The organism is Thermostichus sp. OS-CIW-20 (genome assembly GCF_054061455.1).
Genome location: NZ_JBSSEF010000022.1, coordinates 1 through 25,968 on the forward strand (window position 1 = coordinate 1; position 25,968 = coordinate 25,968).

At 60.4% G+C, this 25,968-nt stretch carries 28 protein-coding genes; 11 read left to right on the plus strand and 17 right to left on the minus strand.

Annotation, left to right across the window (positions count from 1 at the left end; genetic code table 11):
- Nucleotides 1-36: 36 nt before the first annotated feature.
- Nucleotides 37-780: a hypothetical protein gene (locus ACVWXC_RS08745; RefSeq protein WP_011429303.1), complete on the minus strand. Its 744-nt coding sequence runs from the start codon at nt 778-780 to the stop codon at nt 37-39.
- Nucleotides 781-787: 7 nt separating this feature from the next.
- Nucleotides 788-1,465, minus strand: a complete 678-nt coding sequence (locus tag ACVWXC_RS08750; protein ID WP_011429302.1) for a transporter permease — start codon at nt 1,463-1,465, stop codon at nt 788-790.
- Nucleotides 1,466-1,588: 123 nt separating this feature from the next.
- On the opposite strand from ACVWXC_RS08750, the gene ACVWXC_RS08755 reads away from it, so the two are divergent.
- A complete protein-coding gene (locus ACVWXC_RS08755) occupies nt 1,589-1,972 on the plus strand; it encodes a ribonuclease III domain-containing protein (protein WP_011429301.1) in 384 nt (127 codons plus the stop codon).
- A gap of 92 nt (nt 1,973-2,064) precedes the next feature.
- Here the strand turns inward: ACVWXC_RS08755 and ACVWXC_RS08760 are convergent, their stop codons facing one another.
- Together ACVWXC_RS08760 and ACVWXC_RS08765 are read right to left on the minus strand one after the other, a co-directional pair.
- Nucleotides 2,065-3,180 carry an aldo/keto reductase gene (locus ACVWXC_RS08760; protein ID WP_099812494.1) on the minus strand — a complete coding sequence of 372 codons (1,116 nt, stop codon included), beginning with the start codon at nt 3,178-3,180 and terminating at the stop codon, nt 2,065-2,067.
- Nucleotides 3,181-4,470, minus strand: a complete 1,290-nt coding sequence (locus ACVWXC_RS08765; protein WP_457392182.1) for a cysteine desulfurase — start codon at nt 4,468-4,470, stop codon at nt 3,181-3,183.
- Nucleotides 4,471-4,638: 168 nt separating this feature from the next.
- On the opposite strand from ACVWXC_RS08765, the gene ACVWXC_RS08770 reads away from it, so the two are divergent.
- Entirely contained in the window at nt 4,639-4,857 is a 219-nt protein-coding gene (locus tag ACVWXC_RS08770) for a hypothetical protein (protein ID WP_011429298.1), read from the plus strand.
- Nucleotides 4,858-4,967: 110 nt separating this feature from the next.
- Nucleotides 4,968-5,276, plus strand: a complete 309-nt coding sequence (gene psb35 / locus ACVWXC_RS08775; RefSeq protein WP_099812496.1) for a photosystem II assembly protein Psb35 — start codon at nt 4,968-4,970, stop codon at nt 5,274-5,276.
- 177 nt (nt 5,277-5,453) lie between these two features.
- Here the strand turns inward: psb35 and ACVWXC_RS08780 are convergent, their stop codons facing one another.
- Together ACVWXC_RS08780 and ACVWXC_RS08785 are read right to left on the minus strand one after the other, a co-directional pair.
- Nucleotides 5,454-6,605: a glucose-6-phosphate dehydrogenase assembly protein OpcA gene (locus tag ACVWXC_RS08780; RefSeq protein ID WP_457392186.1), complete on the minus strand. Its 1,152-nt coding sequence runs from the start codon at nt 6,603-6,605 to the stop codon at nt 5,454-5,456.
- 119 nt (nt 6,606-6,724) lie between these two features.
- Nucleotides 6,725-8,323, minus strand: a complete 1,599-nt coding sequence (locus ACVWXC_RS08785; protein ID WP_099812498.1) for a glucose-6-phosphate isomerase — start codon at nt 8,321-8,323, stop codon at nt 6,725-6,727.
- A gap of 185 nt (nt 8,324-8,508) precedes the next feature.
- Between ACVWXC_RS08785 and ribD the strand changes: the two genes are divergently transcribed.
- Together ribD and ACVWXC_RS08795 are read left to right on the plus strand one after the other, a co-directional pair.
- Nucleotides 8,509-9,618, plus strand: coding sequence for a bifunctional diaminohydroxyphosphoribosylaminopyrimidine deaminase/5-amino-6-(5-phosphoribosylamino)uracil reductase RibD (gene ribD / locus ACVWXC_RS08790; RefSeq protein WP_099812499.1), 1,110 nt, complete (start codon nt 8,509-8,511; stop codon nt 9,616-9,618).
- Between the two features lie 443 nt (nt 9,619-10,061).
- Nucleotides 10,062-11,078 (plus strand): hypothetical protein, encoded by a 1,017-nt coding sequence (locus ACVWXC_RS08795; RefSeq protein ID WP_457392190.1) that lies wholly within the window; start codon nt 10,062-10,064, stop codon nt 11,076-11,078.
- 190 nt (nt 11,079-11,268) lie between these two features.
- Here ACVWXC_RS08795 and ACVWXC_RS08800 read toward each other — a convergent pair whose 3' ends face one another.
- Complete coding sequence (locus ACVWXC_RS08800; protein WP_011429292.1) at nt 11,269-11,502, minus strand: hypothetical protein; 234 nt, start codon at nt 11,500-11,502, stop codon at nt 11,269-11,271.
- 403 nt (nt 11,503-11,905) lie between these two features.
- On the opposite strand from ACVWXC_RS08800, the gene ACVWXC_RS08805 reads away from it, so the two are divergent.
- Nucleotides 11,906-12,145, plus strand: coding sequence for a hypothetical protein (locus ACVWXC_RS08805; RefSeq protein ID WP_011429291.1), 240 nt, complete (start codon nt 11,906-11,908; stop codon nt 12,143-12,145).
- Here ACVWXC_RS08805 and ACVWXC_RS08810 read toward each other — a convergent pair.
- Nucleotides 12,142-12,969 (minus strand): DUF1350 family protein, encoded by an 828-nt coding sequence (locus ACVWXC_RS08810; protein ID WP_457392194.1) that lies wholly within the window; start codon nt 12,967-12,969, stop codon nt 12,142-12,144. The genes ACVWXC_RS08805 and ACVWXC_RS08810 overlap by 4 nt on opposite strands.
- Before the next feature lie 437 nt (nt 12,970-13,406).
- On the opposite strand from ACVWXC_RS08810, the gene ACVWXC_RS08815 reads away from it, so the two are divergent.
- Complete coding sequence (locus ACVWXC_RS08815) at nt 13,407-13,649, plus strand: hypothetical protein (protein WP_414508628.1); 243 nt, start codon at nt 13,407-13,409, stop codon at nt 13,647-13,649.
- A 51-nt stretch (nt 13,650-13,700) separates the two neighbouring features.
- On the opposite strand, the gene ACVWXC_RS08820 is transcribed toward ACVWXC_RS08815, so the two are convergent.
- The 4 genes from ACVWXC_RS08820 to crtE all read right to left on the minus strand — a co-directional run bounded on the left by ACVWXC_RS08820 (nt 13,701) and on the right by crtE (nt 16,664).
- Nucleotides 13,701-14,537 (minus strand): SirB1 family protein, encoded by an 837-nt coding sequence (locus tag ACVWXC_RS08820; RefSeq protein ID WP_457392198.1) that lies wholly within the window; start codon nt 14,535-14,537, stop codon nt 13,701-13,703.
- A 31-nt stretch (nt 14,538-14,568) separates the two neighbouring features.
- Nucleotides 14,569-15,186: a ZPR1-type zinc finger protein gene (locus tag ACVWXC_RS08825; RefSeq protein WP_011429287.1), complete on the minus strand. Its 618-nt coding sequence runs from the start codon at nt 15,184-15,186 to the stop codon at nt 14,569-14,571.
- A gap of 42 nt (nt 15,187-15,228) precedes the next feature.
- Nucleotides 15,229-15,690, minus strand: coding sequence for a divergent PAP2 family protein (locus ACVWXC_RS08830; protein WP_041438070.1), 462 nt, complete (start codon nt 15,688-15,690; stop codon nt 15,229-15,231).
- Between the two features lie 80 nt (nt 15,691-15,770).
- Complete coding sequence (gene crtE / locus ACVWXC_RS08835; RefSeq protein ID WP_011429285.1) at nt 15,771-16,664, minus strand: geranylgeranyl diphosphate synthase CrtE; 894 nt, start codon at nt 16,662-16,664, stop codon at nt 15,771-15,773.
- Between the two features lie 224 nt (nt 16,665-16,888).
- Between crtE and hemE the strand changes: the two genes are divergently transcribed.
- Nucleotides 16,889-17,977 (plus strand): uroporphyrinogen decarboxylase, encoded by a 1,089-nt coding sequence (gene hemE, locus ACVWXC_RS08840; protein ID WP_099812502.1) that lies wholly within the window; start codon nt 16,889-16,891, stop codon nt 17,975-17,977.
- A gap of 61 nt (nt 17,978-18,038) precedes the next feature.
- Nucleotides 18,039-19,022, plus strand: coding sequence for a glycosyltransferase family 2 protein (locus ACVWXC_RS08845; RefSeq protein WP_206336912.1), 984 nt, complete (start codon nt 18,039-18,041; stop codon nt 19,020-19,022).
- Here ACVWXC_RS08845 and ACVWXC_RS08850 read toward each other — a convergent pair.
- Nucleotides 18,977-19,834, minus strand: a complete 858-nt coding sequence (locus ACVWXC_RS08850) for an inositol monophosphatase family protein (protein WP_099812504.1) — start codon at nt 19,832-19,834, stop codon at nt 18,977-18,979. The genes ACVWXC_RS08845 and ACVWXC_RS08850 overlap by 46 nt on opposite strands.
- Before the next feature lie 130 nt (nt 19,835-19,964).
- On the opposite strand from ACVWXC_RS08850, the gene ACVWXC_RS08855 reads away from it, so the two are divergent.
- Both ACVWXC_RS08855 and ACVWXC_RS08860 read left to right on the plus strand, forming a co-directional pair.
- Nucleotides 19,965-21,917 carry a serine/threonine-protein kinase gene (locus ACVWXC_RS08855; protein WP_099812505.1) on the plus strand — a complete coding sequence of 651 codons (1,953 nt, stop codon included), beginning with the start codon at nt 19,965-19,967 and terminating at the stop codon, nt 21,915-21,917.
- A 317-nt stretch (nt 21,918-22,234) separates the two neighbouring features.
- Nucleotides 22,235-22,873 (plus strand): YIP1 family protein, encoded by a 639-nt coding sequence (locus ACVWXC_RS08860; protein ID WP_457392205.1) that lies wholly within the window; start codon nt 22,235-22,237, stop codon nt 22,871-22,873.
- Nucleotides 22,874-22,911: 38 nt separating this feature from the next.
- On the opposite strand, the gene ACVWXC_RS08865 is transcribed toward ACVWXC_RS08860, so the two are convergent.
- The 4 genes from ACVWXC_RS08865 to ACVWXC_RS08880 form a co-directional block, all read right to left on the minus strand.
- Nucleotides 22,912-23,139, minus strand: a complete 228-nt coding sequence (locus ACVWXC_RS08865) for an indolepyruvate ferredoxin oxidoreductase subunit alpha (protein ID WP_011429279.1) — start codon at nt 23,137-23,139, stop codon at nt 22,912-22,914.
- A gap of 289 nt (nt 23,140-23,428) precedes the next feature.
- Entirely contained in the window at nt 23,429-24,058 is a 630-nt protein-coding gene (mreD, locus tag ACVWXC_RS08870; protein WP_099812506.1) for a rod shape-determining protein MreD, read from the minus strand.
- Nucleotides 24,045-24,788 carry a rod shape-determining protein MreC gene (mreC, locus tag ACVWXC_RS08875; protein ID WP_011429277.1) on the minus strand — a complete coding sequence of 248 codons (744 nt, stop codon included), beginning with the start codon at nt 24,786-24,788 and terminating at the stop codon, nt 24,045-24,047. Before mreC ends, mreD begins: the two co-directional genes overlap by 14 nt.
- A 60-nt stretch (nt 24,789-24,848) precedes the next feature.
- Nucleotides 24,849-25,877 carry a rod shape-determining protein gene (locus tag ACVWXC_RS08880; protein WP_011429276.1) on the minus strand — a complete coding sequence of 343 codons (1,029 nt, stop codon included), beginning with the start codon at nt 25,875-25,877 and terminating at the stop codon, nt 24,849-24,851.
- Nucleotides 25,878-25,968: the final 91 nt, after the last annotated feature.

Here is a 25,968-nt window from a genome sequence, read left to right on the forward strand (position 1 = left end):
CAGCATCGCGTAGTGACAACGGAAACGGACAGAATGCTATCGCTTCACCGCTGAGCAGTAATGCTCAGCAGTGTTCAGCGTAAATGTATCAGGTTGTTGACACCGCTCCTCCAAGCTGGCCGCAAGGGCAGCTAGGCAGTCTTGGAGGGGGGATCCCTGCTCTAGGTGCCGGACGGCAACGGCATAGGCTTCGGGGTGGGCTTGCAACAAGGCCCGGCTCTGGCGCAGAAAGCGGTTGATGTAGGCCCTCATTTGAGCCGCAGAGGTCAAGGGCTGGGCTGCTGAGATCCCTGCCAGCAGCTTGGCCAACTGTTGTCTATCCTCCTCATCTCCCACCACTTGGCCATATTGGAGAGACTCCGCGGCAGCCCCTGCCATCCAAAACAGGCTGTAGCGCTCTAGATCTGCCCAGGGGATGCCCCCCTGGGCTTCCCAGGTGCGCATGGGGGCTTGATCCAGCTGCACTCCCCCGTAGCCGGGGATCCCGTGTCGGAAAGCCTGCCAGGGGCCCAGCACGTAGCCGCGCAAGGGGATCCCTAGCAGGTGGGCCACCACAATGTGTCCTGCCTCGTGGCAGATGACCCGCCGCCGATAGGCTGGAGAAGCCCAATCCAGCAGCGCGCCCAGCAACCCCGAGAGCCGCCCCCCAAAGGCCACCTGCTCGACAATCACCAAGCCCACCATCCCAGCCAAAGGCAGAGCCAACCGCGGCCCCAGGGCTGCCGACACCACCAAGGCCGCCACGATCCAAGCTGCGCGGGTGATTCCAGCCTCTGACATAAGGTTTCTATGCCTTCGCCTCCGGTCCTAGCTCGAGCGCCAGCAGCTCGTCGGCCAACTCCAAAAACGCCTCCCGATCCAGATAGGAAACATCTCCCACCCACTCCCCTAGCTTGACCACGTAGACTTCGCTCAAGGTCGGTCGGCGCCGCAGATCGCGGGAATAGGCCTTCACCAGCGCCAGCACCGATTGCTTTTTAACAATTCGCCGGTAGCGGGGATCGTCCCTGGCCCGCACTCGGTAGAGAACTCCTGTTTCATCGCCAATTTCCATCTCAAACTGGCGCTCGCGCACTTCTTCAATATAGAGTTGCCCCTCTTCATCCACCTTTTCCCGCTCTTCCACCACCACCTCGTAGCGGCGGGTGCTCAACACCTGGCCAAAAAAGAGCCCTCCGTAAGGGATCTCGCGAAAGGCTAGCTGCCGGCGGGAGATGGTGTAGAGGGGCCCCCAGAGGAAAGGGTAGAGCAACGAGAGAAACCCCGCCAGAAAGGAGACTGCCCCCAAGAAGGATCCCTCGCCAAAAGCGCGAGACAGCACCAGCAGCGCTACGCCCACCAAAATAGCTGTAATGATCCGGCCTACGCTCTTGAGGGCATCGCTCCAGTAAGCTGCGTACTGGAGCCGCGTCGGCACCAGCGGGATCACCGCCTCGCACTCTTCTGGGGTAAGCTCCAACAACATGCACTGAGATCCTCAAAACAGCCAACTCCGCCCCTTTACCCGCTGAGGGTGGGCCAGACCCCATCTTAGTAGAATGAGGCAGGGAAGCTCTGCTACCCTTGCTGCTCCTTCTAAGTGCTGCCCATGGTGCCCGGATCCCAGTTTGCTTCGACCGTCAGACAGCAGGTGGCCCAGTTGGACGAGGGATCCCGACGGGACAAGGCGTGGCTAGGAGATGCGGTGCTGAGCCTCTTTGCCCGCCAGTGGCTGCTCGGCCCGCCACCCGACTGGCAGGTGCCTTCCCCTCCCGGCTGCGATCTTAGCCGCGCGGAACTCTTCACCTGGCTCACCTCCAACCAATTTTTGTCGGCTCTGCGGGATCCCACCCAGGTGGAGGCAGAAATCGGCCTTATCTACGAAAGAGAAGGCCTCCCGGCAGCCTTTGCCTACATTCAGGAACAGCTCCTGCCTCTGTTTGTTAGACAGGTACACAACCGTGCCAAAACCCTGCGCAGCAAGCGGCGCTAGAGCCTTGAACTCCGGAGCAGCAAGAGGCTTCCCCCTAGCTGGCTCTCCTGGCCAGGATTTTCACCCCCCTCACCCCCTGGGAGAAGGAGCCCTTACTCCCACAGCCGCCGGATGGGAGAGCGGTGCAAAAGGCGGTGGGTTTCGGCCAACAACTCCGGGATCGGCAGGTGCTGCGGACAACGGGGCAGGCAGTCGCCGCACTCGCTGCAGCGGTCGGCAGGCACCCCCGGGAACCAGTGCCCTGCCTGGCCGAACATGTTGTAGCGATATTGGGCAAACTCGGTCATCTCGTGGGCAAGAGCCAAGTTGCGCAGCCGCAGCACCTCTGGGATGTGGATCCCTTCGGGACAGGGCAGGCAGGCGTAGCACTGGGCACAGCGGCTGGAGCCCAGGCGTTCCTGCTCCGCTTGATGCAGCCGCTCCTGTACCTGCAGGCCCTCCGTCCACCAGCGCTCGGGATCCTGCAGGGCCGCCAGGGCCGTCTGCAGCTCGTCGGGATGGGTAATGCCCAGGCTGAGGGTGTGGATGCGGGGATCCGCCAGCAAAAATCGATAGGCAAACTCCAGGGGGCTAAAGGGCGCACAGCTCTCCCGGAGACGCTGGGGCGGGCGATAGAGCATCCCCCCTTTGTCGGCAGGGGAGATGATGAACACCCCCATATCCTGCTGGGCTGCCGCCTCCAGGGCCGCGGCATTGCGCTGCTGGAAAAAGTGGTAGTGCAAATTCACAAAGTCAAACTGGCCCCTCTGGATGGCCTGCAGGATTAGCTCCAGGGATCCATGAGTGGAAAAGCCGATGTAGCGCACCAAGCCCTCCTGCTGCGCCTGCCGCAGCAGCGGCAAGCCCTCCTGCAGCACCCACTCCAGGTGTTCGGGCAGGTTGATGCCGTGGAAGGCAAACTGATCCAAATACTCCACCTGTAGCCGCTGCAGGGATCCCTCCAGCCGTTCCCGCAGCCTCTCGCCAGGCGTGAGCTTGGTGGTCAGGATCAAGCGCTGCCGCGGCACCGCCAGCTTCTGCAGGATCTCCCCCAAGAGCACCTCGGCCTGGCCATAGGCCTGCGCCGTTTCGATGTGGTTGATCCCTGCTTCTAGCGCCGCTGCCACCGTGGCCTGGGCCTGCTCCGGCGGCACATGGACTAGGCGCATGCTGCCCAGGGAAAAAGCCGACATAAGCTGCTGGGTGCGTCCAAAGCGGCGGTAGAGCATCTAGCCCAAGGCCTCCCTGAAAAACGCCACTGCCTCTGCCAGCACCTCGAGGAAGCGATCCACCTCGGCCAGGGTGTTGTAGAGGTAAACGCTGGCCCGCGCTGTTGACTGCACCTGCAAGTGGCGGTGCAGCGGCTGGGTGCAGTGGTGGCCAGCTCGGATGGCGATCCCCTGCTCATCCAGCAGCGTAGACAGGTCGTGGGGGTGGATGCCCTCCGCTGAAAAGCTGACCAGTCCTGCCCGGCGCGCCGGATCCTTGGGGCCATAGATCTTCAGGCCTGGAATGCGCTGGAGCCCCTCCAGGAGGCGAGCGGTTAACTTTTGCTCATGGGCATGCACGCGCTCTAGCCCAATCTGGCTCAAGTAGTCTACGGCTGCCCCCAAGCCCACCGCTTGGGCAATGGCCGGCGTGCCCGCCTCAAACTTGTGGGGGATATCGGCGTAGGTGGCGTGATCCCAGTACACCTCAGCAATCATCTCGCCCCCGCCCAAAAAGGGCGGCATGGCCCGCAGCAGCTCCCGCTTGCCGTAGAGCACCCCGATCCCCGTGGGGCCGCCCATCTTGTGCCCAGAAAAGGCCAGCCAATCGCAGTCTAGGGCCTGCACATCCACCGGCATGTGGGGCACGCTCTGACAGGCATCCAGCAACACCTTGGCCCCACAGCGATGGGCTAACTCAACCACCTCCCGGACAGGGTTGATGGATCCCAGCATGTTGGAGACGTGAGTTACAGCCACTAGGCGGGTGCGGTCGCCCAGCAAAGAGCGGTAGTGCTCCAAATCCAGCTCGCCCTCGGGCGTGATCTGGATAAACTTGAGGCAGGCCCCCGTCTTTTGAGCCACGAATTGCCAGGGGATCAAGTTGCTGTGGTGCTCCATCACCGACAGAATAATCTCATCCCCCCGCTCTAGGGTGCTCATGCCCCAACTGTAGGCCACCAGGTTAATGGCCTCGCTGGCGTTGCGGGTGTAGATGATCTCTTGCGGGGAAGGCGCGTTGATAAAGCGGGCAATCTTCTCCCGCGCCCCCTCGTAGGCCTCCGTGGCTTCGTTGCCCAAGGTATGCACTCCCCGGTGCACGTTGGCGTTGCTGTGCCGATAGTAGCAATCCATTGCCTGCAAAACCGCCAGCGGCTTCTGGGAAGTGGCCGCATTGTCAAAATAGATGAGCGGCTGGCCGTTGACTTGGCGCTGCAAAATTGGAAAATCCGACCGCACCTGGGCAGCTAAGTCGGCAGCAGCGTCAAAAGCCTGGTCCAGCTTGGGGGAAGAAAGAGAGGATACCGCCATAGTCTGCGCAGAAGCCTACCTCCCTCAGTATGGCATCGCTCTGGGCACCCCTCGGCAAACTCCTTCCCTCTCGCCAGGGATCCCTACCTCCCCTCGCCAGTCGGAAAAGTTGTCAAGAACTGTAATTTTATGTTAAGTTTGTTTGCGTACAGTTATGAGGCATTACCTATGCAATCCTCTCCTAGGATCCCTTCTCGCCTGGACTCCGCTTCTGTGGCCCAATACTACGACACCACCAACGACTGGATCCCGGGCTGGACGGAGCAGGCGGAGCGTTGGAATGGCCGCCTGGCTATGGTGGGTTTGGTGATCAGCGTTGCCACAGAGGCGCTGGTGGGTCACAGTGTTTTTGCCACCACTCTCGCTCAGTGGCTGGGACTGCGATAGTTGAGAACATCTGAGTTTTACGCAAGCATCAGGTCGGGCGTTCTGTCTGGGGGCTGCCCGATCGGCTCGCTACCCAGGCTATTGACTGTTTCACTGAACCCAACAGGCCGATGATCCTCGACAACCCTTTCTTTCCTTACATTGCCGTTATGGTGAGCGGGCTGGTGGCTGCTGTTGCCCTCGGTTCGATGGCTTTCTTCAACTCCAAGCGTCCTGCGGGCTGGGAGGGTGCTGCTCGTCCGCGATACGTGCCTCAGTATGGGCAAGAGGGCGAGGCTCCGCCCGAGTGGGAAATTGGGTGGACGGAAAAGGCCGAGCGCTGGAACGGGCGATTGGCCATGCTGGGGTTTGCCATTAGCATTGCGGTGGAAGCCCTGGTAGGTCACAGCGTGCTGGCCTCCGTCCTGGGGCTGCGCTGAGCTGGCTTCGACAGTGGATAGGCGGATCTGGCTAGCTTTCTTGGGCCGATTTGTCGGGATATCCCGAGAAGCCTAGGTTCTCGTCTGTCAAGCGCTGGGTTGGGGTCTTCGCTTCCCTGCATTTGAACGCGAGACAGTATCCGTCTCCCCAAGATTGCCAACAACGAAATCGAGATTCTACCCCAGCGCTCCGCTTTTCTTTAATTTGAGGATCTGGGCCACCACCCCTAAGGTCTCTTCGTAAAGATAGTCGGGGCCAGGCCGCTGCAACTCGGCAGCTAGCAGCGTTTCCAAGGACTCCTGCTCCAGGGGAGCCACCTGGCGAACCACGCACCTCTGGGCACCTCCCATGGCTTCCATGCGCATGCACCCTGTGGTTTCTGAACAGAGCACGGTGCAGGCGTCGGTTTCCTGGTTGCTGGAGGTGAGGCGCAAGCCGATGAGATCTCCCGCCTGGCTCATCTCCGAGACCAGGGGCACGGCAGCCAATTCTGCCCTCACCTCGCCTCCCGCTTGGGTTTGGAAGCGGATGCGGTCGATCTCGTAGTCGTGTTCCCAAGTCTGGGCCCGCTCGGTGGGCGTCCACCCCAGCCGGCTGGCCAGCCAGCCCAAGAAAAGGAGGGCCTGGCAGGGGTTGCCAGCTCTGTAGTCAATGGTTACTTGATCTATCCAGGACAGAGACTCTCGCCGATCTGGGGGGTCGAAGGCTTGGGCGGTGAGTTCCTGCCAGGGCAGCAGCCGTCGCCAGTTGAGATCCCCGCAGTGGTGCCCCTCGCTGATGAGGAGATGAATTTCCTGCAGGTCTTCTTCTGGGTTGACAAAGCCCCGCGAGTCGACGATGACGCGGTTGCTCAGGGCTACCAGCTTTTGAAACAACAAGCTATTCAAGTCTAAGTTCCCTTGCCACCACAGGAACGTGGGCAGGTTGGGGATCAACAGCGAGGCGACAGTGCTGCAAGCGCGCACAAAAGCCGATTCCGGCGCTTTCAGGGTGATGTACTCACAACACACCAGCGAGCTGCGCTGCTCGCGGGTCACCGGGCAATAGGCCGCCACCTGGGCCTCGATGGCGTCGTCTGTGGCTCCCTCCCGTTTGGCCCTTAGGTCGATGACGCGGCAGGGGTTCTGGGTGGCAATGGCTTCGACGGTGGGGGAAGGCAGCAGCAGGGCATCGTCTAGCGACTCATACACCACCAGGGTAAAGGTGGCAGCCCGGGCGGCAACGCTCTCTCCCTTGGAGGACCAGATCTTGTTCAGCTCCTGCTCAATGTCCTCGATGGAGACATCTTTTGGGGTTTGTAAAGGCAGGACGGCGGCAGGTTGGTCCATAGTCTCCTCCTGGAGTAGCCTCTTGCTCGATTCTAGGCAGACAGGCCGGCTGCACAGGAGGGGTTTAAGGTAAGGTACAGATTGGTCAAACCTCTCTTCAGGTTGCCTCTTCTATACTCTCAGGCCGGGCGCGGCTGGATGCTTAGCTCCAAGGGTCGGCCAGGATCCCCCACAAGCACTAGACTGCGGCCATTGGCTTGCAGATGCCGCACAATCCAGTACAGGGTCTCGATGCGCTCTGGGCAGCCCAGTTTTTCCGCCAACTGGGGCAAGGTCAGGGATCCCTTTTGCTCTCGCATCACCTCCAGCACCTGGCGCTGGAGCTGCAGGACGGCGCTGGCCGCTTTCTTGCCTGCTTCCACCCCCGGCTGGTGGTAGGCGTTGACCTGGATTAAAGAGGCGTAGAGGCCCACTGCCCGTTCGTAGAGGGCAATCAGGGCCCCCACGGAGCGGGCGTCCACCCGCGGCAGCGTTATGGTGACGGAGTCGCGCCCGTTTTCGTAGAGGGCTTGGCGGGTGCCCTGCAGCAGGCCATCCAGATAGTCGCCGCTGGTTACCTCGGGCTCTACGAAGGGGGAAGGGATCCCCGGCTCGCGATCCTGGAGCACCTCGATGAAGGTGACGAAGAAGTTGTTGAGGCCGTCCCGCAACTGCTGCACGTAGGCGTGCTGATCGGTGGTGCCCTTGTTGCCGTAGACGGTTAGGCCCTGCTCCACGCGGTTGCCCTGCAGGTCGTGGGACTTGCCTAGAGATTCCATCACCAACTGCTGCAGGTAGCGGCTAAACAGCGCCAGGCGGTCTTTGTAGGGTAAAACCACCATATCCTTGCGCCCTCGCCCCTCGCCGACGATGTACCAGGCCATGGCCAAGAGGGCGGCAGGATTGCGCTCCAGATGGGGTACGCGGGTGGCTTTGTCCATGGTGGCAGCTCCGGCCAGCAAAGCCCGGATGTCGATCCCCTGCAACGCTGCCGGCAGCAGGCCCACCGCGGAAGTTTCCGAGGTGCGCCCCCCCACCCAGTCGAAGATGGGAAAAACGGCTAGCCACCCCTCCTGCCGCGCCTGCTGCTCCAATTGGCTGCCGGGGCCGGTGATGGCCACTGCATGGGCAGAAAAGGGGATCCCTGCCTTCCGGTAAGCCAGCTCCACTTCCACCAAGGCGTTGCGCGGCTCGGGCGTGTTGCCGGATTTGGAGGTGACAACCACCAGGGTTTGTCCCAGTTTGCCGGCCAGCCGTCCCAGCACCCGGTCAAACCCGTCCGGATCCGTGTTGTCGATGAAGTGAATGTTCAAGGGCGGCTGCAGCGGAGCCAGGGCCTCCGCCACAAATTGTGGCCCCAGAGCCGAGCCGCCAATGCCAATCCAGAGCAGCTCGGTGAAACGCCCTCCCCCACTGGCTGGGATCGTGCCGCAGTGGATCTTCTTGGCAAAGCTCTCCACCTGTTCGAGGCAGTCTTGAATTGCCTGCCGAATTTCGGCGCTAGGAGCCAGCTCCGGCGCCCGCAGCCAGTAGTGGCCCACCTGGCGGCCTTCGTCGGGATTGGCAATGGCCCCGGCTTCTAGGGCCTGCATCTCGGCAAAGGCGCGGGCAAAGGCAGGCCGCAGCGCTTCCACCTGAGCGGAAGTAAAACGGATGCGGCTGATATCAACAAAAATTTCCAGCTCGGGATGGTAGTAGAGCCAATCGCAGTAGCGCTGCCAAAGTTGAAGGCTGTCCATAGGATCCCTTCTGCCAAGGCCGTAACCAGCTTACCAAAAACGCCCTCCAGCTCCTGGACGGGCCAGCGGGTGAAGTCGCCAACAGCGCCCAGATCCGTCGCGCACTTGAAGGGAACGGGTCGGCTTTTGTTCCCCAGATGGCAAGGCTAGAATCCAGAGCAACTGTAGCTTGATCCCGGCCCCTTATGAACTCGGATCGGCAATGGATGGAACGGTGCCTGTCCTTGGCCCGCTCCACACCGCAGCGCCCCTCCCCTAACCCGCGGGTAGCTTGCGTTATTGTCCGGGGGGATCAGGTGGTGGGGGAAGGCGTTCATCCGGGAGCCGGCCAGCCCCATGCCGAGGTGTTGGCTTTGCAACAGGCGGGATCCCTGGCCAAGGGCGCTACCCTCTACGTCAACCTCGAGCCCTGCAACCACTACGGGCGCACCCCTCCCTGTACCGAGGCCATCCTGGCTGCCGGGATCCGGCGGGTGGTGGTGGGAATGCAGGATCCCAATCCCCTGGTGGCCGGCAAAGGGATCCGCCGCCTGCAGGAGGCAGGGGTTGAGGTGACGGTGGGGGTGCTGGAGCAGGAATGTCAGGAGCTCAACGAAGGCTTTGCCTTCGCCATTGTGCAGAAACGGTGTTTTGGCCTGCTCAAATACGCCATGACCCTAGACGGCAAGAGCGCCGCCGCCACCGGCCACAGCCGCTGGATCAGCAATCCGCTGGCGCGAGAGTGGGTTCACCGCCAGCGGGCCTGGCACGATGCAGTCATCGTGGGCTCCGGCACCGTCTGGCACGATAACCCCCACCTTACCTGCCGCCTGCCGGATTTTCACGGATCCCAGCCCCTGCGAGTGGTTCTCAGCCGCTCTCTGAATCTGCCCCCGCTGGCCCACCTGTGGCGAGCGGAGGAGGCGCCAACTTTGGTGATTACCGAGGCCACTGAAGCCCATCCCCTCTGGGGATCCCTGGCCAAGCAAGGGGTGGAGCTGCTGCACCTGGATCAAGTAACCCCGGCTCAAGCGGCGCAGGTTCTCTTTGAGCGAGGCTGTCTGAGTGCCCTCTGGGAATGCGGCGGCACCTTGGCCTGGGCAGCCCTTAAAGATGGGGCCATCCAGAAGGTGGCCGCCTTCATCGCTCCCAAGATCTTGGGCGGGGCCGACGCGCCAACCCCCGTAGCAGGAGAAGGGATCCCGGATGTGAACCAAAGCTGGCAACTGTTGGAGCCGCAACTGCAGACTGTGGGGGATAACTGGTTGATAACCGGGAAGATCCTCCCTTCTGGCGCCGACGACTCCGGTGAATGATTTGTTCTCGATGACTCTCAATTGTCATCCGAGAGAGTTTTAGGTTTTTGAACGAACAAAATCATATCTGCTTAAGGTAAACGAGTATACTGCTCAGAAAGAATGTGGCGTTTCTGAAAAACAGGGATCGAAACTGAGCTAGCCTGTGATAGGCTACTGGTGCTTTCTAGAGCTTGCGGTTCAAAGGAATATAGCCCACAGAAAAAACCTTACCTGAGTAAGGTTTCAGCTCGTGTGACGATACGGGTTTTGCCCAAGCAGGCTGTAACTGCCATTTTGCCAAAAGCCACCCGGATCATTGAGCTCCTCTGGGGTGAGCCTTGAGAAAGCGACAACAAAGGGCTGTCCTTCTTGTCCAGTCTCCTTTCGTTGCCTGCCCGGCGAGCTGATTGAGAACTTTCCCCTCTCATTTCCCAGTACAAATCTTGGTAGGGAGGATCATCATGTTGAACCTTTTTGCCGGCCTGCTCTTTGCCTCGGCTCACCTCAGCCCTTCAGGAAATGTCCTCATTGAAGGAGATGTGGGGGAGTGGGCTTTTGCCGATCGCCAAGTTACTGAGACAGCTACATTGACTGTTCTCATACGGCCCGAGGCGAGCTTGGCCTCTTGGAGAGAAATGCTCTCGGTCATGAACGTTCAGGTACCAAAATTGCCCCGCTTCCTGGCAAACAATATGCGGAATAATCTCCTAGAGTACTGCCCCCAAACAACGTGGGAGTTTCACCGGGAAAGCGAAGAGGATGTCCTCTACGAGTTCCGTAGCGCCGGCTGTCGTGGGCAGGTTGCCGGGATCCAAGAGCATGAAATTGGCCGCATCACCCAAGGCCCAGACGGCCCTGTGCGCATTGCCTACGCCGCCAAGCCAGAGATGACACCCGAAATGCGGAGCCGCTGGCTGAACTTGCTGGGCAGCGAGGTGGGGACGGCTCGGGGCTTTCCCATCCAAAACCTTACCGGGGCCGCCCGAAAGCCTTCTTCCCCAGCTCCAGAGCAGCCGATCGCCCACTGGCTACAGGAAGCAACCGAGGCCCTGAAGCGGCAGGAAGATTTGCTGGCCGAGCTGGATCGCCTCGCTCAGGAAGCGCAAGCCAATGCCCGCGCCTATAGCCAGAAAGCCCCAAACGAGGCGGGGACAAGGGTGATCAGCCTGCACCGAGGTCGGGGAGACGGCAGCCCTGGCGAGGCCACAACCGAGTTTAAGACCACCGACACCTTGATCTGGGCCATCTTGCCGGTGGGCAGCCTCCCTGCCAACGCCCAGGTGGAGATGCTCTGGTACTACAAGGGCGGAGAAGCCGGGAGCGAGCAACTGATCCGCAAGTTTGATTTTCCCTGGGATCCCCTAGCCGACACGGTGCGAGGCTTTCTCAGCTTCAGCCAACCCTACACCGGGCGCTACCGCGTCGAGGTTCATGTCAACGGCGAGAAGATAGGAGTTGGCCGCTTTACAATTCGGTAGCCTTAGCTTGGCTCCCGCTTCCAACTCTTTTCTCTCGGAGGGAGACCGGCCTCTCTCTTAGAAGACTTACAGACAACAATTTTTAACTATAAATCCAGACTTTCCGGCAGGGCAATGTCCATCGCCATCTGCCTGTTTTTCGCGCTGTGAAGACCGTTGTGCTGAGAGCGAAAAGATAGCTCGACATTCTCTAGCGAGTTCTGATCACAGCTCTAGCTTTGAGGTTGTAGATAAAGCTGGTGCGGTACTGCAACAGCAAATTGCGCAGGTAAAGGGGCAAGTTGCGCTGGTAGAGTAGGCGAGTTCTGCGGTAGATCAGTTTGCGGCGACGGTTGATCGCCCGGCTGCGCTGCTGCAAAGGAGCCTGCAGAGAACGCTGAAGTGCCAGGGATCCAGCCGCGCCGGCCAGCCTCCGCCGTACCATACCCCACCTCTCAAGCAGCAGTTAGCTCAAGTGTAAGGGATCCCCCTGCGAGCAGCCGCTGGCGGGTCGATGTATTTTGGTATCCTGCAGACAATTGGCCTGAGGAGCTAGGAGCTGCCCGGAAGCTTTCTCCTTTGCCAGATCTTGCAACAGTTGCCGGCGCTTCCCCCGAAGGGCGACAGGTGTAGGCCGCTTGAACGCCCAGCAATCTTTGCCAGCGGGATCCCTTTGGGGCCTGTAGCTTAGACAAGGCCGGCAAGGCCCCAGGGGGCCGCGCCCGCCGCTACCCCGCCGACAAGTTGCTGGCTGCAGAAGACAGAGAACTCTTTACGCTTTAACCAGGTTTTGTCAATAGCAGTTGAGCGACAGGTTCGTTACAATAGATTACAGCTTAGATTACGATATGTTGATTATCCTTGCCATTGTGATCCTACTGGGGTTCTGGGCGCTGCGCTTAATGGAACAGGCGTTTCAGCGGCAGGAGTTCTCGCGCATGTTGGCGGGAACGCTGGTGGCCGTAGCTGCCGGTGGTGTTTTAACCTGTTACTTCCTGATGAGCGATATTCTACAGATGCTGTTTCCTCTGCAGGCTCAGTCTCCCCACTCACAGGAGCTCCTCTCCGACCTAAGCTGGCTCGACTAAGCCAGTTGTGCTGCCAGCCAGGCTTGAATACTCCGGATCATTCGTTGGTTAGGAGCCAGTAAGTTTTGATAAAAAAACTGCGCGAAAGCATCGATGGGACTGAACTCCCCCCCGAACCGGAAAGGATAGCTGAAACCCAGCGGGGTTAAGTGATCCCCCTCCAGGCGTTGCCATTCGGTGTAGCCTCCGTACTTGCGGCGAAGCTGTTGATAGAGCAGCGGAATATCGTCAATATCATCCTGCTGAAACTCTACAAGCAGGTTGTTTCTAACCGGATACTGCTCCTCGATAAGGCGATTGGTTTCTGCCGGAGAAGGCTCAAACTCCAACCACAGATTCACTGGCGGTGACGAGGATCCCATCCACATCCGCCACAGAGTGCTCAGTTGCTGTTGCGGCCACGCCTGGGCCAAGGCCTGCAGCACCGGCAGCGCCCGTTCCAGTCCCGCATTGCTGTAGGCCAAGAAAATATTGCCGCGCCGCTGGGATCCCAAAGAAGGAAGGGCTAGGCAGGAGAGGATCTGCAGCTTACCGCCAAGGCTGTGGCCCAAGCCAAAGAGGGGCAACCCCATCAAACCTTTGCTCTGCAGGCTTCTATGCAAAGATTGCGCTGCTTTAAAAGCCAGTTGCGCGTGATCGATATCGGTGGTGTAGGGGGTAGCCACAACGGCCATGCCCATACGGGCCAATTCTTCCAGCAGGCGGCTGTAGAAAAATTGTGGGGCGGATCCCACAAAAGCTCCGCCCAGAAAGTGGATCACGGCACGGGGTTGGGGAGGCAGAAGAAACCAAGTCTGTCCATCCGTTTGCCAAGTCAATGTCATGGTGCTACAACCTCACCTGCGATTTGACTGGGATTTCCCACAAAACCCGCTAGCCGACAGGATCCCACTTCATCCTAATGGAGTACCAACAGACTAGTGGATCGCCCCCCGAGATCCTAGACCAAGCAACTCACTCGTGGCGCGACTGGCCCCAAAGTCGCCAAAACTGCAGCAGCTATCGGGTGAACCCATCACTCGCACCCCCTTCGCAAAAGATTGGGAAAGGCGAACCGGACAAGCCTCCCTGGGGAGCTCCCAAGCCTCGGCGAGGCCCCGTGAAAGTACCCTTGGCAGTTTCCCTTAGCATGGGCGGCCCTAGATCTTGGCCAAAATACGTGATCCTCAGGATGGCTACGTCAAGTATTTCTTGCATTCTAGGTTTATGAGCTCAGATAACAAATTCTCCGCTGAGATTGCCATCAGATTGTGAGGTTGTAATGAGCATTCGCGAGATTATCGACGAGGTCTTACGATCCTCGACCCTGACGCTGCAGCAGGAGTTTTCTATTAACAAAATCCTTCGGGAAAAAGACTACAACCTATCTGACCTGGAAGCTTTAGACGAGCTGGTAGAGGCAATTCTTCGCCAGGAGGTGAAAGCTGCTCCAGACTCTTGCAAAAGCCCCAGCGACACCCAAAGATGGCAAGGCGAGATTTCAGATGAGATCCGTATTGCTTAGGTGACCAGCTCTCGATTGGAGGATTTTTTCGAGCAATTGCTGCACCTGACTTTAGTCAGAGTAAGCTTCTAGCCTTTGTAGGATCTCTTGGATTAAATGCTCGTCGGGGCCGCTGAGCTCTGGGTGGAGGGTCGCCTGGTTGAGGTAGTGCCTCAGATCCTGACAGGCCTGCTGCCAACGCCCCAACTGGTAACAGAGCAAGCCCCGATCCCTCAGGTGGGGCAAGGACTCTGGGATCAATAACAAGATGCGCTCCACCGCTGCCAAGGCAAGCTCTAGCTGGGCGCGGCTCAAGTAAATCTGCATAAGATTGTTGAGCAGCCGCACCAAGATTAGGCGAGGAGGGGTGGGGCGGAGGTGATGATCTTGTAAAGGGATCCTGGGCCCGTAGATCTGTGCCAAACGCTCTTGGCAGTCCTCGGGAAACAAAATTTCTCCCTGATGAAAGGGATCCACAAAAATCTCCGCGTCTGCAAACAGGGGCCGCACCAGAAAGTGGCCGGGCATGCCTACCCCTGCCATGGGAAAATCGATCCGCCGCCCCAGCTCTAGATAGATCAGAGAAAGAGTGATCGGGATCCCGGTGCGCCGATCGATCACCTCGTTTAAAAAGCTGTTGCGCGGGTCATAATAGTCTTCGCTGTTGCCACAAAAGCCCAGATCTTCAAAGAGATAGCGATTTAAAATCCGGATGACGCGCAGGGGGTAGCGCTCGGGAGGAAGACGCTCTTGCACTTCTGCGGCCATCTCATCCAAAGCGGCCAAATAATCTTCTACATCCAAGTCGGGATAGGCTTCTTGGGCGATCCAGAGGGCCGCTCGGCCCAGATCGATGGGATCCGCTTGAATTTCTTGGAGGAAGCGTTGGCGGGCAGCAGGAATGCTCATGGGAGGCTGGAGTGTTTGTCAACCATCTCCGCTAGAACAGCAGCGTGCAGAAGCTGGTCAACAGCAGCGTCAATGCCGTCAGAAGCAGGCTAAAGCTCCACAGCCCCACGGCGGCAAACAGGAGGAGCCCGATGACCCAGATGAGCAGAGCATTCCAGTAGGGCCGGTTGGGGGCCTTGGAAACGTTGATTTTTTGGAAGAAGGGCAGCAGGATAAACGCCACATCCAGCAGCAGCCGCGGCAGCCGCAAATCCTGGGGCAACGGCCGATCCCGCACTGCCAAGTAGAGCAGCCCCCAGCTCAACAGGAGCGGGAGCAGCAACAGGTAATTGGATTCGGCCAGCAGCGGTCGATCCACGACTAGCGGAAACAGAGGGCTGATCCCCCAGCCCAGATAGAGGTAAAAGTCGAACTTCAACAGCGGCTGCAACAGAGGGGGCAGGCCGAGGCGCTGAATGTGTTGTTGAATCCTACTCCCCTGAGCTCCGGATCTCTGGCCCCCAGATCCGCCTGTTTGAGGGGTTTGCCCTGCCGGGGTTGCCCGCCAACCGCAGTGGTCGCAGTAGGGGGACTTGTAGCGATAGGCCGGGATCGGCTTGCCACAGGCCGGGCAGCGCTGGATCGGACGAGGTTGAGAACTGGAGGCCATGACCACCCGTGATCCTCCTGCTCTAGCATGCCCCAATTGCGTTCAGTTGATTCCCAGGACAAAAGATAACGTGATACAGGCTGCCCCCAAGGCTGCTCCGGCGATCACCTGGACGGGCGTATGGCCCAGCAACTCCCTCAAGTAGGGCTCCTGGAAGCGATCTGCACCCTTCTCCTCAAACCATTCTTCCATGAGGCGGTTCAGCACCCGCGCCTGCTTGCCGGCAGCCTGACGGATCCCGGCGGCATCGTACATCACCACCAGCGCAAAGACCATCGTTGCCGCAAACAGCAGGCTGTCCCAGCCTTCCTCCAGCCCCACCCCCACCGACAAAGCCGTTACCAGCGCTGCGTGAGAGCTGGGCATCCCCCCTGTCTCCACCAAAACCCGCAGGTTGAGCTTGCCCGAACGCACATAGGCCAGGATCAGCTTGATGGCCTGGGCCAAGACACTGGCCAGCAGAGCAACCCAGAGAACGTGGTTGGCCATCAACTGCTGCAGCATAGGGCTCTCCGGCACCAGAACGCGACCAGGGTCTCCGACAGGGTGGACAGGGATCCCATCTACCTTCTTGTCCTCTTGTCTCAATGCTGGCGGCGGGTGATGAAATCGGCCAGAGCCAACAGGGGCTCGGCCTGGGATCCGTAGGGGCGCAACGCCTCCTTGGCCGATTGGATCAGTTCCTCAGCTTTCTGCCGGGAAGCCTCTAGGCCCAACAAGCTGGGGTAGGTGGCTTTGGCGGCAGCTTGATCCTTGCCTGCCGTTTTGCCCAGTTGCTCGCTGGTGGCAGTAACATCCAAAATGTCGTCCACGATCTGAAAAGCCAGGCCGATGTCCCGAGCGTAGTGGCTCAGCCGCGCCAGCAGCTCCTCATCGGCCCCTGCCAGGATCCCTCCCGAAACCACCGAGGCCTCCAGCAGAGCACCCGTCTTGTGGCTGTGGATGTACTCCAAAGTTTCTAGGGAAATGGCTTTGCCTTCGGACTCCAGATCCACCACCTGGCCCCCTACCAAGCCGGTTGCCGCCACAGCATGGCCAATGCGGGCAATGACTTGCAGCACCAACTGCGGCGGCACCCCCCGCGTTTGGCTGGCGATATGCTCAAAGGCATAGGCCAGCAAGGCATCTCCTGCCAAAATGGCGATATCCTCGCCGAATACCTTGTGATTGGTAGGCTTGCCGCGGCGAAAATCGTCGTTGTCCATCGCCGGCAGATCGTCGTGGATCAGCGACATGGTGTGGATCATCTCCAGGGCGCAGGCGGTGGGCATGGCCTGCTCCACAGAGCCGCCGGCCAACTCACAGGCCGCCAGACAGAGGATCGGCCTCAGGCGTTTCCCCCCCGCCAGCAGGCTGTAGCGCATCGCCTCGTAAATGCGCTCCGGATAGGCGGGAACCAATGCCGCAGAAAGCGCCTCTTCCACCTGTTGCTGGCGTTGGCTCAAGTAGGTGTCCAGGTTGAAGGTTTGGGCAACCAAGGGAGGGCTCCTCTCAACTCAGCAACGGCGGGAAGGGGTTCTACAACAGGCCTGCAAGCTGACATTATCTCATGTCCACTCTAGGTCGGGATCCGCCTTCCTCAGCCGGTGAAAGCAAGTTGCAACCCCTAAGGAAAGGGTCAAGAGGAAGGGCCGCGAGCTTGCGCTAGCCGTCCCCCCAATGTCAGGATGCATTGAGGATCTTGAACCGGCTTGGTCTTCCCATGTCCCACTCACCTGCTCAGCTCAGCGCTTCTCCTTCCTCCGTCGGCGATGGCGACCGTCTGCTGCGGGCGGCCCGCGGGGAAGTGGTAGATCGTCCCCCCGTTTGGATGATGCGCCAGGCGGGTCGCTACATGGCGGCCTACCGCGAGCTGCAGAGCAAATACACCTTCAAGCAGCGCTGCGAGATCCCGGAGCTGGCGATTGAGATCTCGCTGCAGCCGTTTCGCGCCTTTGCCCCCGACGGCGTCATTATGTTCAGCGACATCCTCACCCCCCTCGAGGGCATGGGGATCCCCTTTGAGTTGGTGGAGCAGCAGGGGCCGATCATCGACCCGCCGATCCGCTCCCAGGCCCAAGTTGAGCAAATCCGACTGCTAGAGCCGGAAGAAAGCCTGCCCTTTATCAAGACCATCCTCAGCACTCTGCGCCGCGAGGTGGAAGGGAAGGCGACGCTGCTGGGCTTTGTCGGCTCCCCTTGGACCTTGGCCTGCTACGCCGTGGAGGGCCGCAGCTCCAAAGATTATGCCCATATCAAGAGCCTGGCCTTCACTCAGCCGCAGGTGTTGCATCAGTTGCTGAGTAAGCTGGCGGATAGCATTGCCCGCTACGTGATCTACCAGATCGAGTGCGGCGCCCAGGTGGTGCAGCTCTTCGACACCTGGGCCGGCCAGCTCAGCCCCGGCGACTACGAAACCTGGGCCTTGCCCTACCAAAAGCAAATTGTGGATCAGGTGAAAGCTCGGTGCCCGCAGGTGCCGCTCATTCTCTACATCAACGGCAGCGCTGCTTTGTTGGAGCGGGTGGGCAAAGCTGGCATCGATGTGTTCAGCCTCGATTGGATGAGCGATATGGCCGAGGCCAGGGCCCGCCTGGGATCCCTGGCGGTGCAGGGCAATCTCGACCCGATGGTGTTGCTGGGATCCCCGGAATTCATCCGGCAGCGCACCCTGGAGGTGATTCAAAAGGCGGGATCTCGCGGCCACATCATGAACCTGGGCCACGGCGTGCACCACACCACTCCGGAGGCCAATGTCCATCACTTTTTCGAGACGGTGCGCCAGGCGGCAGAGCTGCTCAAAGCTCTCTAGCCGTATGGAAAAACCCCTTGACTTTAGGGGTAGGGTTTGCCTTACGAGCCAGGGATCCCCGGTGTACATCAGCGTCATCATCCCCACCTACAACCGCCGTCCCATCTTGCAGAAATGTCTGCAGGCCTTGGCGCAGCAGCAGCCTGGCCCCTACGACGGCTACGAGGTGGTGGTGGTGGACGACGGCTCCACCGATGGCACGCTGGAATGGCTGCAGAGCCAGCCGCCAGATTTGCCGCCGATCAGGCTTTTGTGCCAAGAACACCGCGGCCCTGCTGCCGCCCGCAACCTGGGGTTTCGCCACGCCCAGGGATCCATCATTGTCTTTATCGACAGCGACCTGGTGGTGGTGGAGCACTTTTTGGCCGCTCATGCCCAGATGCTGCGGCGACACGGGGTTACCGGCAATCCCGACTCGCCCCACGAGGCCAAGGTCTTCACCTACGGGCGGGTAATCAACACCTGCAATTTTCGGGATCCCTGCTCCGAGCCCTTCAAGCCCACCGATTTTTCGGCAGCCTTCTTTGCCACCGGCAACGTGGCCATTGCCCGCCATTGGCTGGAGCGGGCTTGTGAAACCCCTGCCGGCCCCTTTGACGAGCGGTTTCACCTCTACGGCTGGGAAGACCTGGAGCTGGGGGTGCGGCTAAAGCGCCTGGGCCTGCGCCTGGTCAAGTGCCCCCAAGCCACCGGCTACCATTGGCATCCGCCCTTCGAGCTGGCGCAAATCCCAGCCCTCATCGAGCGGGAGCGGCAGCGGGGCCGCATGGGCATCCTCTTTTACCAAAAGCACCCCACCTGGGCCGTGCGCCTGATGATCCAACTGACGCCTCTGCATCAATGCCTGTGGGGCCTTCTGTCGCTGGGGGGGTGGCTGAACGAGAAGCGCTTAGAGCCGCTGCTGCGCTGGTTGATCCGGCAGGGCCGCTCGCAGTTGGCCTTGGAGCTGTGTCGGGTTTTCTTCCTCAACTGGTACAACGTCCAGGCGGTTTACGAGAGCTACAGAGCGATAAAAGCCCGAAACACGGGGATCCACCTGTTCTGAGCGCTCACCAGCGTCGGATAGGTCAGCCGACCATAGTCCTTGCCGGGGAGCAAGGGCGTTCCGGGATCCGGGTCGGCAGGGCCAAGGGGTTCCCAAACGGCGCCGGCCCCCTTGACAATGGCCCACACCGCCGCCACATCCCAGATCTTGGGCGAGCGTTCTACCGCCCCCAAAAGGCTGCCGCCGGCCACCGCCAGCAGGTTGTAGGCAGCGCCGCCCAGCATGCGGGCTTTGCAGGGAAATTGCGGGCTAATCCAGTGGCTGCTGCGGGAGCAAAAATTAAACAGTTGGTTGGGTCCGGGTGGGGCGGTGCTGGGGCGAATGGGCTGAGGACGGACGGGATCCCGGTCGTGGCGGATGAGAAAAGCTCCTGCCGGCGCGTCGTCGGGAAACTGAGGCCAGTAGCCGTAGAAAGTCTGGCGGATGGGGGGCAGATGCACACAGCCAAACACAGGCACACCCCAGTGCAACAGCGCCAGCGAGCTGCCCCAGATGGGGATCCCGTGGGCAAAATTGGTGGTGCCATCCAGGGGATCCACCACCCAGCACCACTCTTTCTCCAGGAAAATGTGGTTGGACTCCTCGCTCAGGCAGCCGTGATCCGGGTAGGCCGCGGCAATTGCCTCCTGAAAGGCGCGATCCGCCCATTGGTCAGAAGCGGTCACCAAGCTGCCGTCCGCTTTTTCCGTAGAGGAGGCCTGGCCAAAGTCTGCCAAGAGCTGCGCTCCGACCTTTGCCGTGGCCTGCAGGGCAAACTCGGTAACCTCCAGCCAGAAGGGCGGGAGAGAAGCGGTTTCAGGAGAAGCACCCATGCCCCAATCCTAGCGGGATCCCTGACTTCTGGGGCGAAAAAGGGCGGATCCCTCACCCACAGGTCTTGCGCCCTCAAGCTGACTAGAATCATTTTAGGTAGACCCTCCCCTCGGCTGGCCCTCCTCCTCCATGAACCAGCGCCTAATTGGACAACTGATCGGCAACCGCTACCGACTGACCCACCACATCAGCGAGGGTGGCTACGGCAATGTGTTCGAGGCGGTGGATACCCAGTTGAATGACGAGCCGGTGGCCGTTAAGTTGTTGCGCCCGCCGCCGCCAGACATGGAGCCGGAGTATTACCAGCAACTGCAGCAGCGCTTCCTGGACGAGGCCAGGGTCAGCGCCCTGTTGGGCGAGCACCCCAACATTGTGCAGGTGCGCTCCTACGGTCTGTACCAAAACCAGCCCTACCTGGTGATGGAGTACCTGAAGGCCAAGCCTTACACGGGCCAGGGCTTGGACTATGTGTTGGCACGGGAAGGTCCCCTGCACCCAGAGCGGGTGGTGAACTTGGCTTTGCAAATTTGCTCGGCCCTGCACCACGCCCACAACTTTCACATGGATCTGGGCAAACACTCGATTCGAGGGGTCATCCACCGCGATATCAAGCCCAGCAACATCTTTGTGCAAAAAGGGCCCGATGGCAAAGAACGGGTCAAGCTCCTGGACTTTGGCATTTCCAAACTCATGGGGGAAACCTCTCGTGGCCTGACGCAAACCGGGTATTTTTTGGGCACGATGGTCTATGCCTCGCCGGAGCAGATGCGGGGAGAGAAGCTGGATGGCCGCTCCGACATCTATTCCCTGGGGGTGGTTTTGTACGAGCTGTTAACCGGTGCGTTGCCCTTCGAGCCAGAGACCGACACCCTGCAGGGCTGGTACCACGTCCACAACTTTCAAAAGCCCCGCCCTTTTCAAGACCATCCGCTGCCCCACCCCATCCCTGAGGCCCTAGAAAAGGTGGTGCTGCGTTGCTTGGAGAAAGACCCTGCCCTTCGCCCGGCCACCATGGAGGAGCTGGCCCAGCAGCTCCGAGCCGTCTATGGGGACAAGATCCCGCCTCCCCCTCAAAAGGCTCCTCTGCAGCGGATCCCTGCCGGCTTTGGCCAGCAAGCCACCCAGCAGAGCCGAGCCGCCCCTGTTTCGGAAGCTGAGGAAGAAGAGCTGCAGCGGGCGGTGCGTTTGATCGAGGCAGGCGAATACAAAATGGCTGTCCACCTGCTTAACAAGCTGATCCAGAGTGCCCCCAACGAAGCCCGCTACTACCTATACCGCGGCCTGGCCCACCAGCGGCAGGGCCATTGGGGCCTTGCCCAGATGGACTATCAAGGAGTGCTGCGGCTGGAGCCGGGTAACCCCTCGGCAGAACAGGGGCTGCGCGAGGTCGAACAGCAGGTCGGCCAGGAACAGGTTAGCCCCCACCAGAAGCCCACCCTCCCCACCTCAGGCAAGCCCCGCCAGAGCAAAGGATTGGCCCTGGGCTGGCTCCTGGCCAATTGGGCGGCGGCTGGGATCGGCTATCTGGGGCTGGGGGCGGCAGCTCCCCTGCTGGCTGCTTTGGGTTCGCTCCAAGGAGCGGTGGCCGGGGCCGGCCTGGGCTTGGGGATGGGGCTACTCCAGTGGGCGGTATTGCGGCGGCAGGTCTCTTGGCGGTGGGTGGCGGCCACGCTGCTGGCCACGGCTTTGGGTTGGGTAGCAGCAGATACCCTGGAGGCGGGGATGGCAACCTTCGCTTTCGATCCCAGGGATCCCTGGCTGCAGAACGCCTTGCAGGCGATGGCCAGCCCGCTGCGTGGCTTGCTGGTGGGGCTTGGCGTCGGTGGATTGCAAGGGATCCTCCTGTCCCGGCATGGGAAAGTTGCCTGGGCCTGGGTCTTGGCGGCAGGGGTAGAAGGAGGAGGGGCAGCTCTGCTCATCCATTGGCTGTTGGCCGGCTCTGCCTTGAGCCGTTGGCTGCTGCTCCTTGCCGGGCTGCTGGCTCACACCCGTCCCCTCAGCGCCCTGGTGCTTGCTAACTTAAATTGGCGCCGCATCCCTGCCGTTCAAAATTGCCAACAGGCCAAACAACAGGCCGCCTAACCCCCATCCCACAACCACCTCAGCTCCCCTCAAAACTTGCCTGACGAGGGATCCCGTGCAGCCATTAAGAACAAGAAGGCCCTCCAGCGAGAGCCTTCTTGAGGATCCTATTGCGCCGTTTTACCGTGGTTTTCGACCTGGAAAAGCCAGTGTAGGACATCGGGGATGACTATCGATAGTTTCCAAATCGAGTTTGGCTTACTGCTCTCACATCCACACCCGTCCTAATTGTCGAAGGGTATCGATCGCAAAAACGTAACGGCAGTCACCAACGCCTCAGAATCCTTAGCCCATCATACCGCATCTGCGGGCCGTGCTTGTCAAGTGCTCATCAGGGCTTTGCCAAGGACGGGATCGGCATTTGCTTGGCTTTGGAGGAGCCCTCTTGTCGTTGGGCTAGGATAGGAGAGCAGACCGACTTTTTGCCGGCCATGCTCGACTCTTTGTTGGATAACATTTACGGCGCTTGGTTTCTGCCGGAGCCCACCTTTCGCTCGCTGCGGCAACAGCCTGTTCTCTGGCAAGCTTTTGGGGTGGTGGCGCTGCTGAACATTCTCGAGGCTGTGCGTCGTTTCGGGGTAAACCTGCCGAGCATGGTGCTGGCGCTGCTGGCAGGCTTCCTGGGATGGGTAAGCCTGGCGGCCCTGCTGCAGGCGCTGGCCTTTTGTTTTGGGCGGGCTGCCCCTTCTTTTGCGTCGCTCCTCTGCCTGACGGGCTTTGCTGGCCTGCCCTGGCTGCTGCTGGGACCTGCCCAATCCTTGGGCGGAGTGGCCGGATCCCTGTTGGGGTTCGTGGCGCTGTTGTGGTTTGTGGTTTGGCAGGTGCGGGCGGCAGCGGTGGCGCTGGATCTGGAGTGGTGGCGCCTGGCGGGTCTGATCCCGTTGGCCTTCCTGGGCGGGCTCCTGTCCTTGAACTGGTTGACCAGCGCCGTTGTGGCTTTGGCTTCTCTGGGCTGAAAGGCAATTGCAAAATTGGGAAGAAGCAGCCCGCCGGGCTAGTTGGGCACTCGCTGCAGGTGCGGTTTTTCCTCCGGCAGGATCGCCCCTTCCACAGGGCAAACCTGAAGACAGATGCCACAGTCAATACAGGTGGCAAAGTCGATCCAGAAGTAGTCGGTGCCTTTGGCATTTTTGCCGTCCCCAGGGTGAATGCAGGCGACGGGGCAGGCCTCCACACAGTCGGCAACGCCTTCACAAATATCGGTGACGATGGTATGAGGCATGGATCCCTCTCCCTCAATCGAGTCAACCTCAACACCTTCCCATCCGCTTGGCCCAGAGTCTGTTGGCCCGTTGGCAGTGGGTGGCAGAGGGCTTTGTCATTTTAGGCGAAAACGGATCCCTCTGAGAGCGACCCCAAGCCCTCACCCCCCGTTCCTCTCCTAGGGAGAGAGGAAATGGGGCAAGGAACCGTTTTGCCGCCGTTGGGAGCAGAGTAGCTGTGCAACCGATGTCCCATCGCGCCCGGCAGCGGCTGTGGGGAATGCAGATCACTGGCGGCAGAACCTGCAGCTAGGTCTCTCTCAAATCCCGCTCTTGAGATTGCCACCAACGGCTGAGGGGCCAATAGAGAGCGGGGGCCCACAGGCTGCTTAAAATGGCCGACGTGAGGGCATTGCGCTGATGGTTCCACCAGATGCTCTCCAGAGAACGGGGGCCATCGCCGCCAATGGCGCCGGCGGCGGGCGAGGAGTTTGCCAACCCATCCAACCAAGTTGCCATTTCCGCCGGCTCGAGGCCAGCGGATCCCTGAGAGGCCGTCAGCCACATCCATTGCAGCGCCATCAGCGTCTCGGCAATCACCACCATGCCGAAGACGATCAAAGCCACGGAGATGAAGTCCTCTTGCATGTAGCGCTGCTTCTGCAACTTGGCCGTGAGGATCCCGACCACCGCCAACCCCAGGGCATGGGTAGGATAAGGGTTGGTCAGGGCATCCTGCAGAAAACCCAATGTGATCCCGGCAACAGCCCCCTGCCAAGCCTTGCGCCGCACGCTCCAGCACACCACCCAGATCAGGGGCCAATCGGGGGTTAGGCCCGCCAGCTCCAAGCCCGGCCCCCGCCACCAAGGGGCCACCACCGCCAACAGCCCTGACAAGGCGGTGACCAGCCAATTGAGGCGAGACTTAAGGTTGAGCATAGCGGTAAATCAAGGCCCACTCCAAGAGGCCCAGGGGCGCCGACAATTCGACTGTGGCTTGTGGGGCAGGGCTGGCATCCAGGTTGATGGCTCGAACCGTTCCCACCACAACCCCCGCCGGGTAGAAGCTGCTCAGGCCCGAAGTTACCACCACATCCCCCACTTCCACTTTGGGATCCTTATCGAAAAAATCCAAGATGGCGTTCTGGGTGCCGGTGCCCCGCAAGATGCCCATGTGCCGGCTGCGGCTGAGCATCACCCCGACACGGCTGGTGGGATCGCTAATAAGCAGCACGCGGCTGGTGTTGGGGGTTACCGCCTCAACCCGGCCGACCAATCCCCCCGGTGCCATAACCACATCTCCTACCCTGACCCCATGCTGGCTGCCGCGGCTGAGGGTGAGCTGTTGCCACCAGTGATCGGCGCTGCGGCCCACCACCGCCGCCGGGATCCCTGCTTGGGGCATTTGCTCGGTAAATTGCAGCAGGCGCTTCAGCTCGCGGTTTTGGTGCCGCAGCTCGGCCACCAGGGCCTGTAGCTCGCGGGTGGCGGCCTGGCTAAGTACGGCGTCAGGATCCACAGGTGGACGGATGGGTGCGGTGAGCCAACTGTACAGCTCCACCAGCAGGGATCCCTGGGTCTGGCGCAAAGCCCACGCCCCTCCTATCGCCGAAGCAGACAGGAGCAACCCCAAACCATAACGCATCCACCACTGGTGTAGCCGATTCAAGCAATACCTCTCTAACCCACTCGACTCACACCTCGAATCAGGGATTCAGAGGAAACTCCTCTAACCCTTGAAGCTGCCGCTCAACACTCGACCCAAGGTTTTGAAATCCTCCAAAACCCGCCCTGTACCGAGCACCACACAACTGAGGGGATCCGGGGCAATGTGAACCAGGATCCCGGTCTCATGGCTGATCAGGGCGTCTAGCCCCTTGAGCAACGCCCCCCCTCCCGCCAACATAATGCCGCGGTCGATGATGTCTGCCGCCAATTCCGGCGGCGTGCGCTCCAGGGTGCGCTTGATGGCCTCCACAATGACCGAGAGGGGCTCGGCCATGCTCTCACGGATCTCAGTGCTCTTCACCGTCACAGTGCGGGGCAAACCCGAAAGCAAATGCAGCCCCCGCACTTCCATGGTCATCTCCTCTTGAGTTGGGTAGGCAGAGCCGATTTGAATTTTAATCTCTTCGGCAGTGCGCTCCCCGATGGTGAGATTGTGAACTTTTTTCATGTACTGAATGATGGCCTCGCTCAGCTCGTCTCCTGCCACCCGCACCGACTCGCTGAGGACGATCCCTTGCAAGCTGAGGACGGCCACCTCGGTGGTGCCGCCGCCGATGTCGATGATCATGTTCCCGGTGGGCTCTTGCACCGGCAGCCCCGCGCCGATGGCTGCTGCCACCGGCTCATCCACCAAATACACCTCCCGCGAGCCGGCTTGCAGGGCCGCTTCCATCACTGCCCGTCGCTCTACGCCGGTCACCCCACTTGGGATCCCGATGACGATGCGCGGGGCGATCAAGTAACGACCTCCATGCACCCGCTGGATGAAGTGCTTCAGCATCATCTCCGCCGTGTCGAAGTCGGCGATCACCCCATCCCGCAGAGGACGCACAGCCACGATGTTGCCCGGGGTACGGCCCAACATTTTTTTGGCATCTTCCCCCACGGCCAGCGGTTGTTTGGTGTTTTGGTCGATGGCGACGACAGAGGGCTCCTGTAGGACAATGCCGCGGCCAGCCACATAGACTAGGGTGTTGGCCGTGCCCAGATCGATGCCCATGTCACGGGAAAATCGGCTGAATAGCCCCACGGTAGGTTGCTCCAGTTTTTATTCGTGAAGAAAGAGCAGCAAGTCTCGCTACCTACTATAGTCCAATCCTAGGAGAGGCGGGGATCCCTTT

Coding starts and splice junctions, on each gene's coding strand:
- ACVWXC_RS08745 (WP_011429303.1), bottom strand. CDS start 780: ATGTCAGAGGCTGGAATCACCCGCGCAGCTTGGATCGTGGCGGCCTTG.
- ACVWXC_RS08750 (WP_011429302.1), bottom strand. CDS start 1,465: ATGTTGTTGGAGCTTACCCCAGAAGAGTGCGAGGCGGTGATCCCGCTG.
- ACVWXC_RS08755 (WP_011429301.1), top strand. CDS start 1,589: ATGGTGCCCGGATCCCAGTTTGCTTCGACCGTCAGACAGCAGGTGGCC.
- ACVWXC_RS08760 (WP_099812494.1), bottom strand. CDS start 3,180: ATGCTCTACCGCCGCTTTGGACGCACCCAGCAGCTTATGTCGGCTTTT.
- ACVWXC_RS08765 (WP_457392182.1), bottom strand. CDS start 4,470: ATGGCGGTATCCTCTCTTTCTTCCCCCAAGCTGGACCAGGCTTTTGAC.
- ACVWXC_RS08770 (WP_011429298.1), top strand. CDS start 4,639: ATGCAATCCTCTCCTAGGATCCCTTCTCGCCTGGACTCCGCTTCTGTG.
- psb35 (WP_099812496.1), top strand. CDS start 4,968: ATGATCCTCGACAACCCTTTCTTTCCTTACATTGCCGTTATGGTGAGC.
- ACVWXC_RS08780 (WP_457392186.1), bottom strand. CDS start 6,605: ATGGACCAACCTGCCGCCGTCCTGCCTTTACAAACCCCAAAAGATGTC.
- ACVWXC_RS08785 (WP_099812498.1), bottom strand. CDS start 8,323: ATGGACAGCCTTCAACTTTGGCAGCGCTACTGCGATTGGCTCTACTAC.
- ribD (WP_099812499.1), top strand. CDS start 8,509: ATGAACTCGGATCGGCAATGGATGGAACGGTGCCTGTCCTTGGCCCGC.
- ACVWXC_RS08795 (WP_457392190.1), top strand. CDS start 10,062: ATGTTGAACCTTTTTGCCGGCCTGCTCTTTGCCTCGGCTCACCTCAGC.
- ACVWXC_RS08800 (WP_011429292.1), bottom strand. CDS start 11,502: ATGGTACGGCGGAGGCTGGCCGGCGCGGCTGGATCCCTGGCACTTCAG.
- ACVWXC_RS08805 (WP_011429291.1), top strand. CDS start 11,906: ATGTTGATTATCCTTGCCATTGTGATCCTACTGGGGTTCTGGGCGCTG.
- ACVWXC_RS08810 (WP_457392194.1), bottom strand. CDS start 12,969: ATGACATTGACTTGGCAAACGGATGGACAGACTTGGTTTCTTCTGCCT.
- ACVWXC_RS08815 (WP_414508628.1), top strand. CDS start 13,407: ATGAGCATTCGCGAGATTATCGACGAGGTCTTACGATCCTCGACCCTG.
- ACVWXC_RS08820 (WP_457392198.1), bottom strand. CDS start 14,537: ATGAGCATTCCTGCTGCCCGCCAACGCTTCCTCCAAGAAATTCAAGCG.
- ACVWXC_RS08825 (WP_011429287.1), bottom strand. CDS start 15,186: ATGGCCTCCAGTTCTCAACCTCGTCCGATCCAGCGCTGCCCGGCCTGT.
- ACVWXC_RS08830 (WP_041438070.1), bottom strand. CDS start 15,690: ATGCTGCAGCAGTTGATGGCCAACCACGTTCTCTGGGTTGCTCTGCTG.
- hemE (WP_099812502.1), top strand. CDS start 16,889: ATGTCCCACTCACCTGCTCAGCTCAGCGCTTCTCCTTCCTCCGTCGGC.
- ACVWXC_RS08850 (WP_099812504.1), bottom strand. CDS start 19,834: ATGGGTGCTTCTCCTGAAACCGCTTCTCTCCCGCCCTTCTGGCTGGAG.
- ACVWXC_RS08855 (WP_099812505.1), top strand. CDS start 19,965: ATGAACCAGCGCCTAATTGGACAACTGATCGGCAACCGCTACCGACTG.
- ACVWXC_RS08865 (WP_011429279.1), bottom strand. CDS start 23,139: ATGCCTCATACCATCGTCACCGATATTTGTGAAGGCGTTGCCGACTGT.
- mreD (WP_099812506.1), bottom strand. CDS start 24,058: ATGCTCAACCTTAAGTCTCGCCTCAATTGGCTGGTCACCGCCTTGTCA.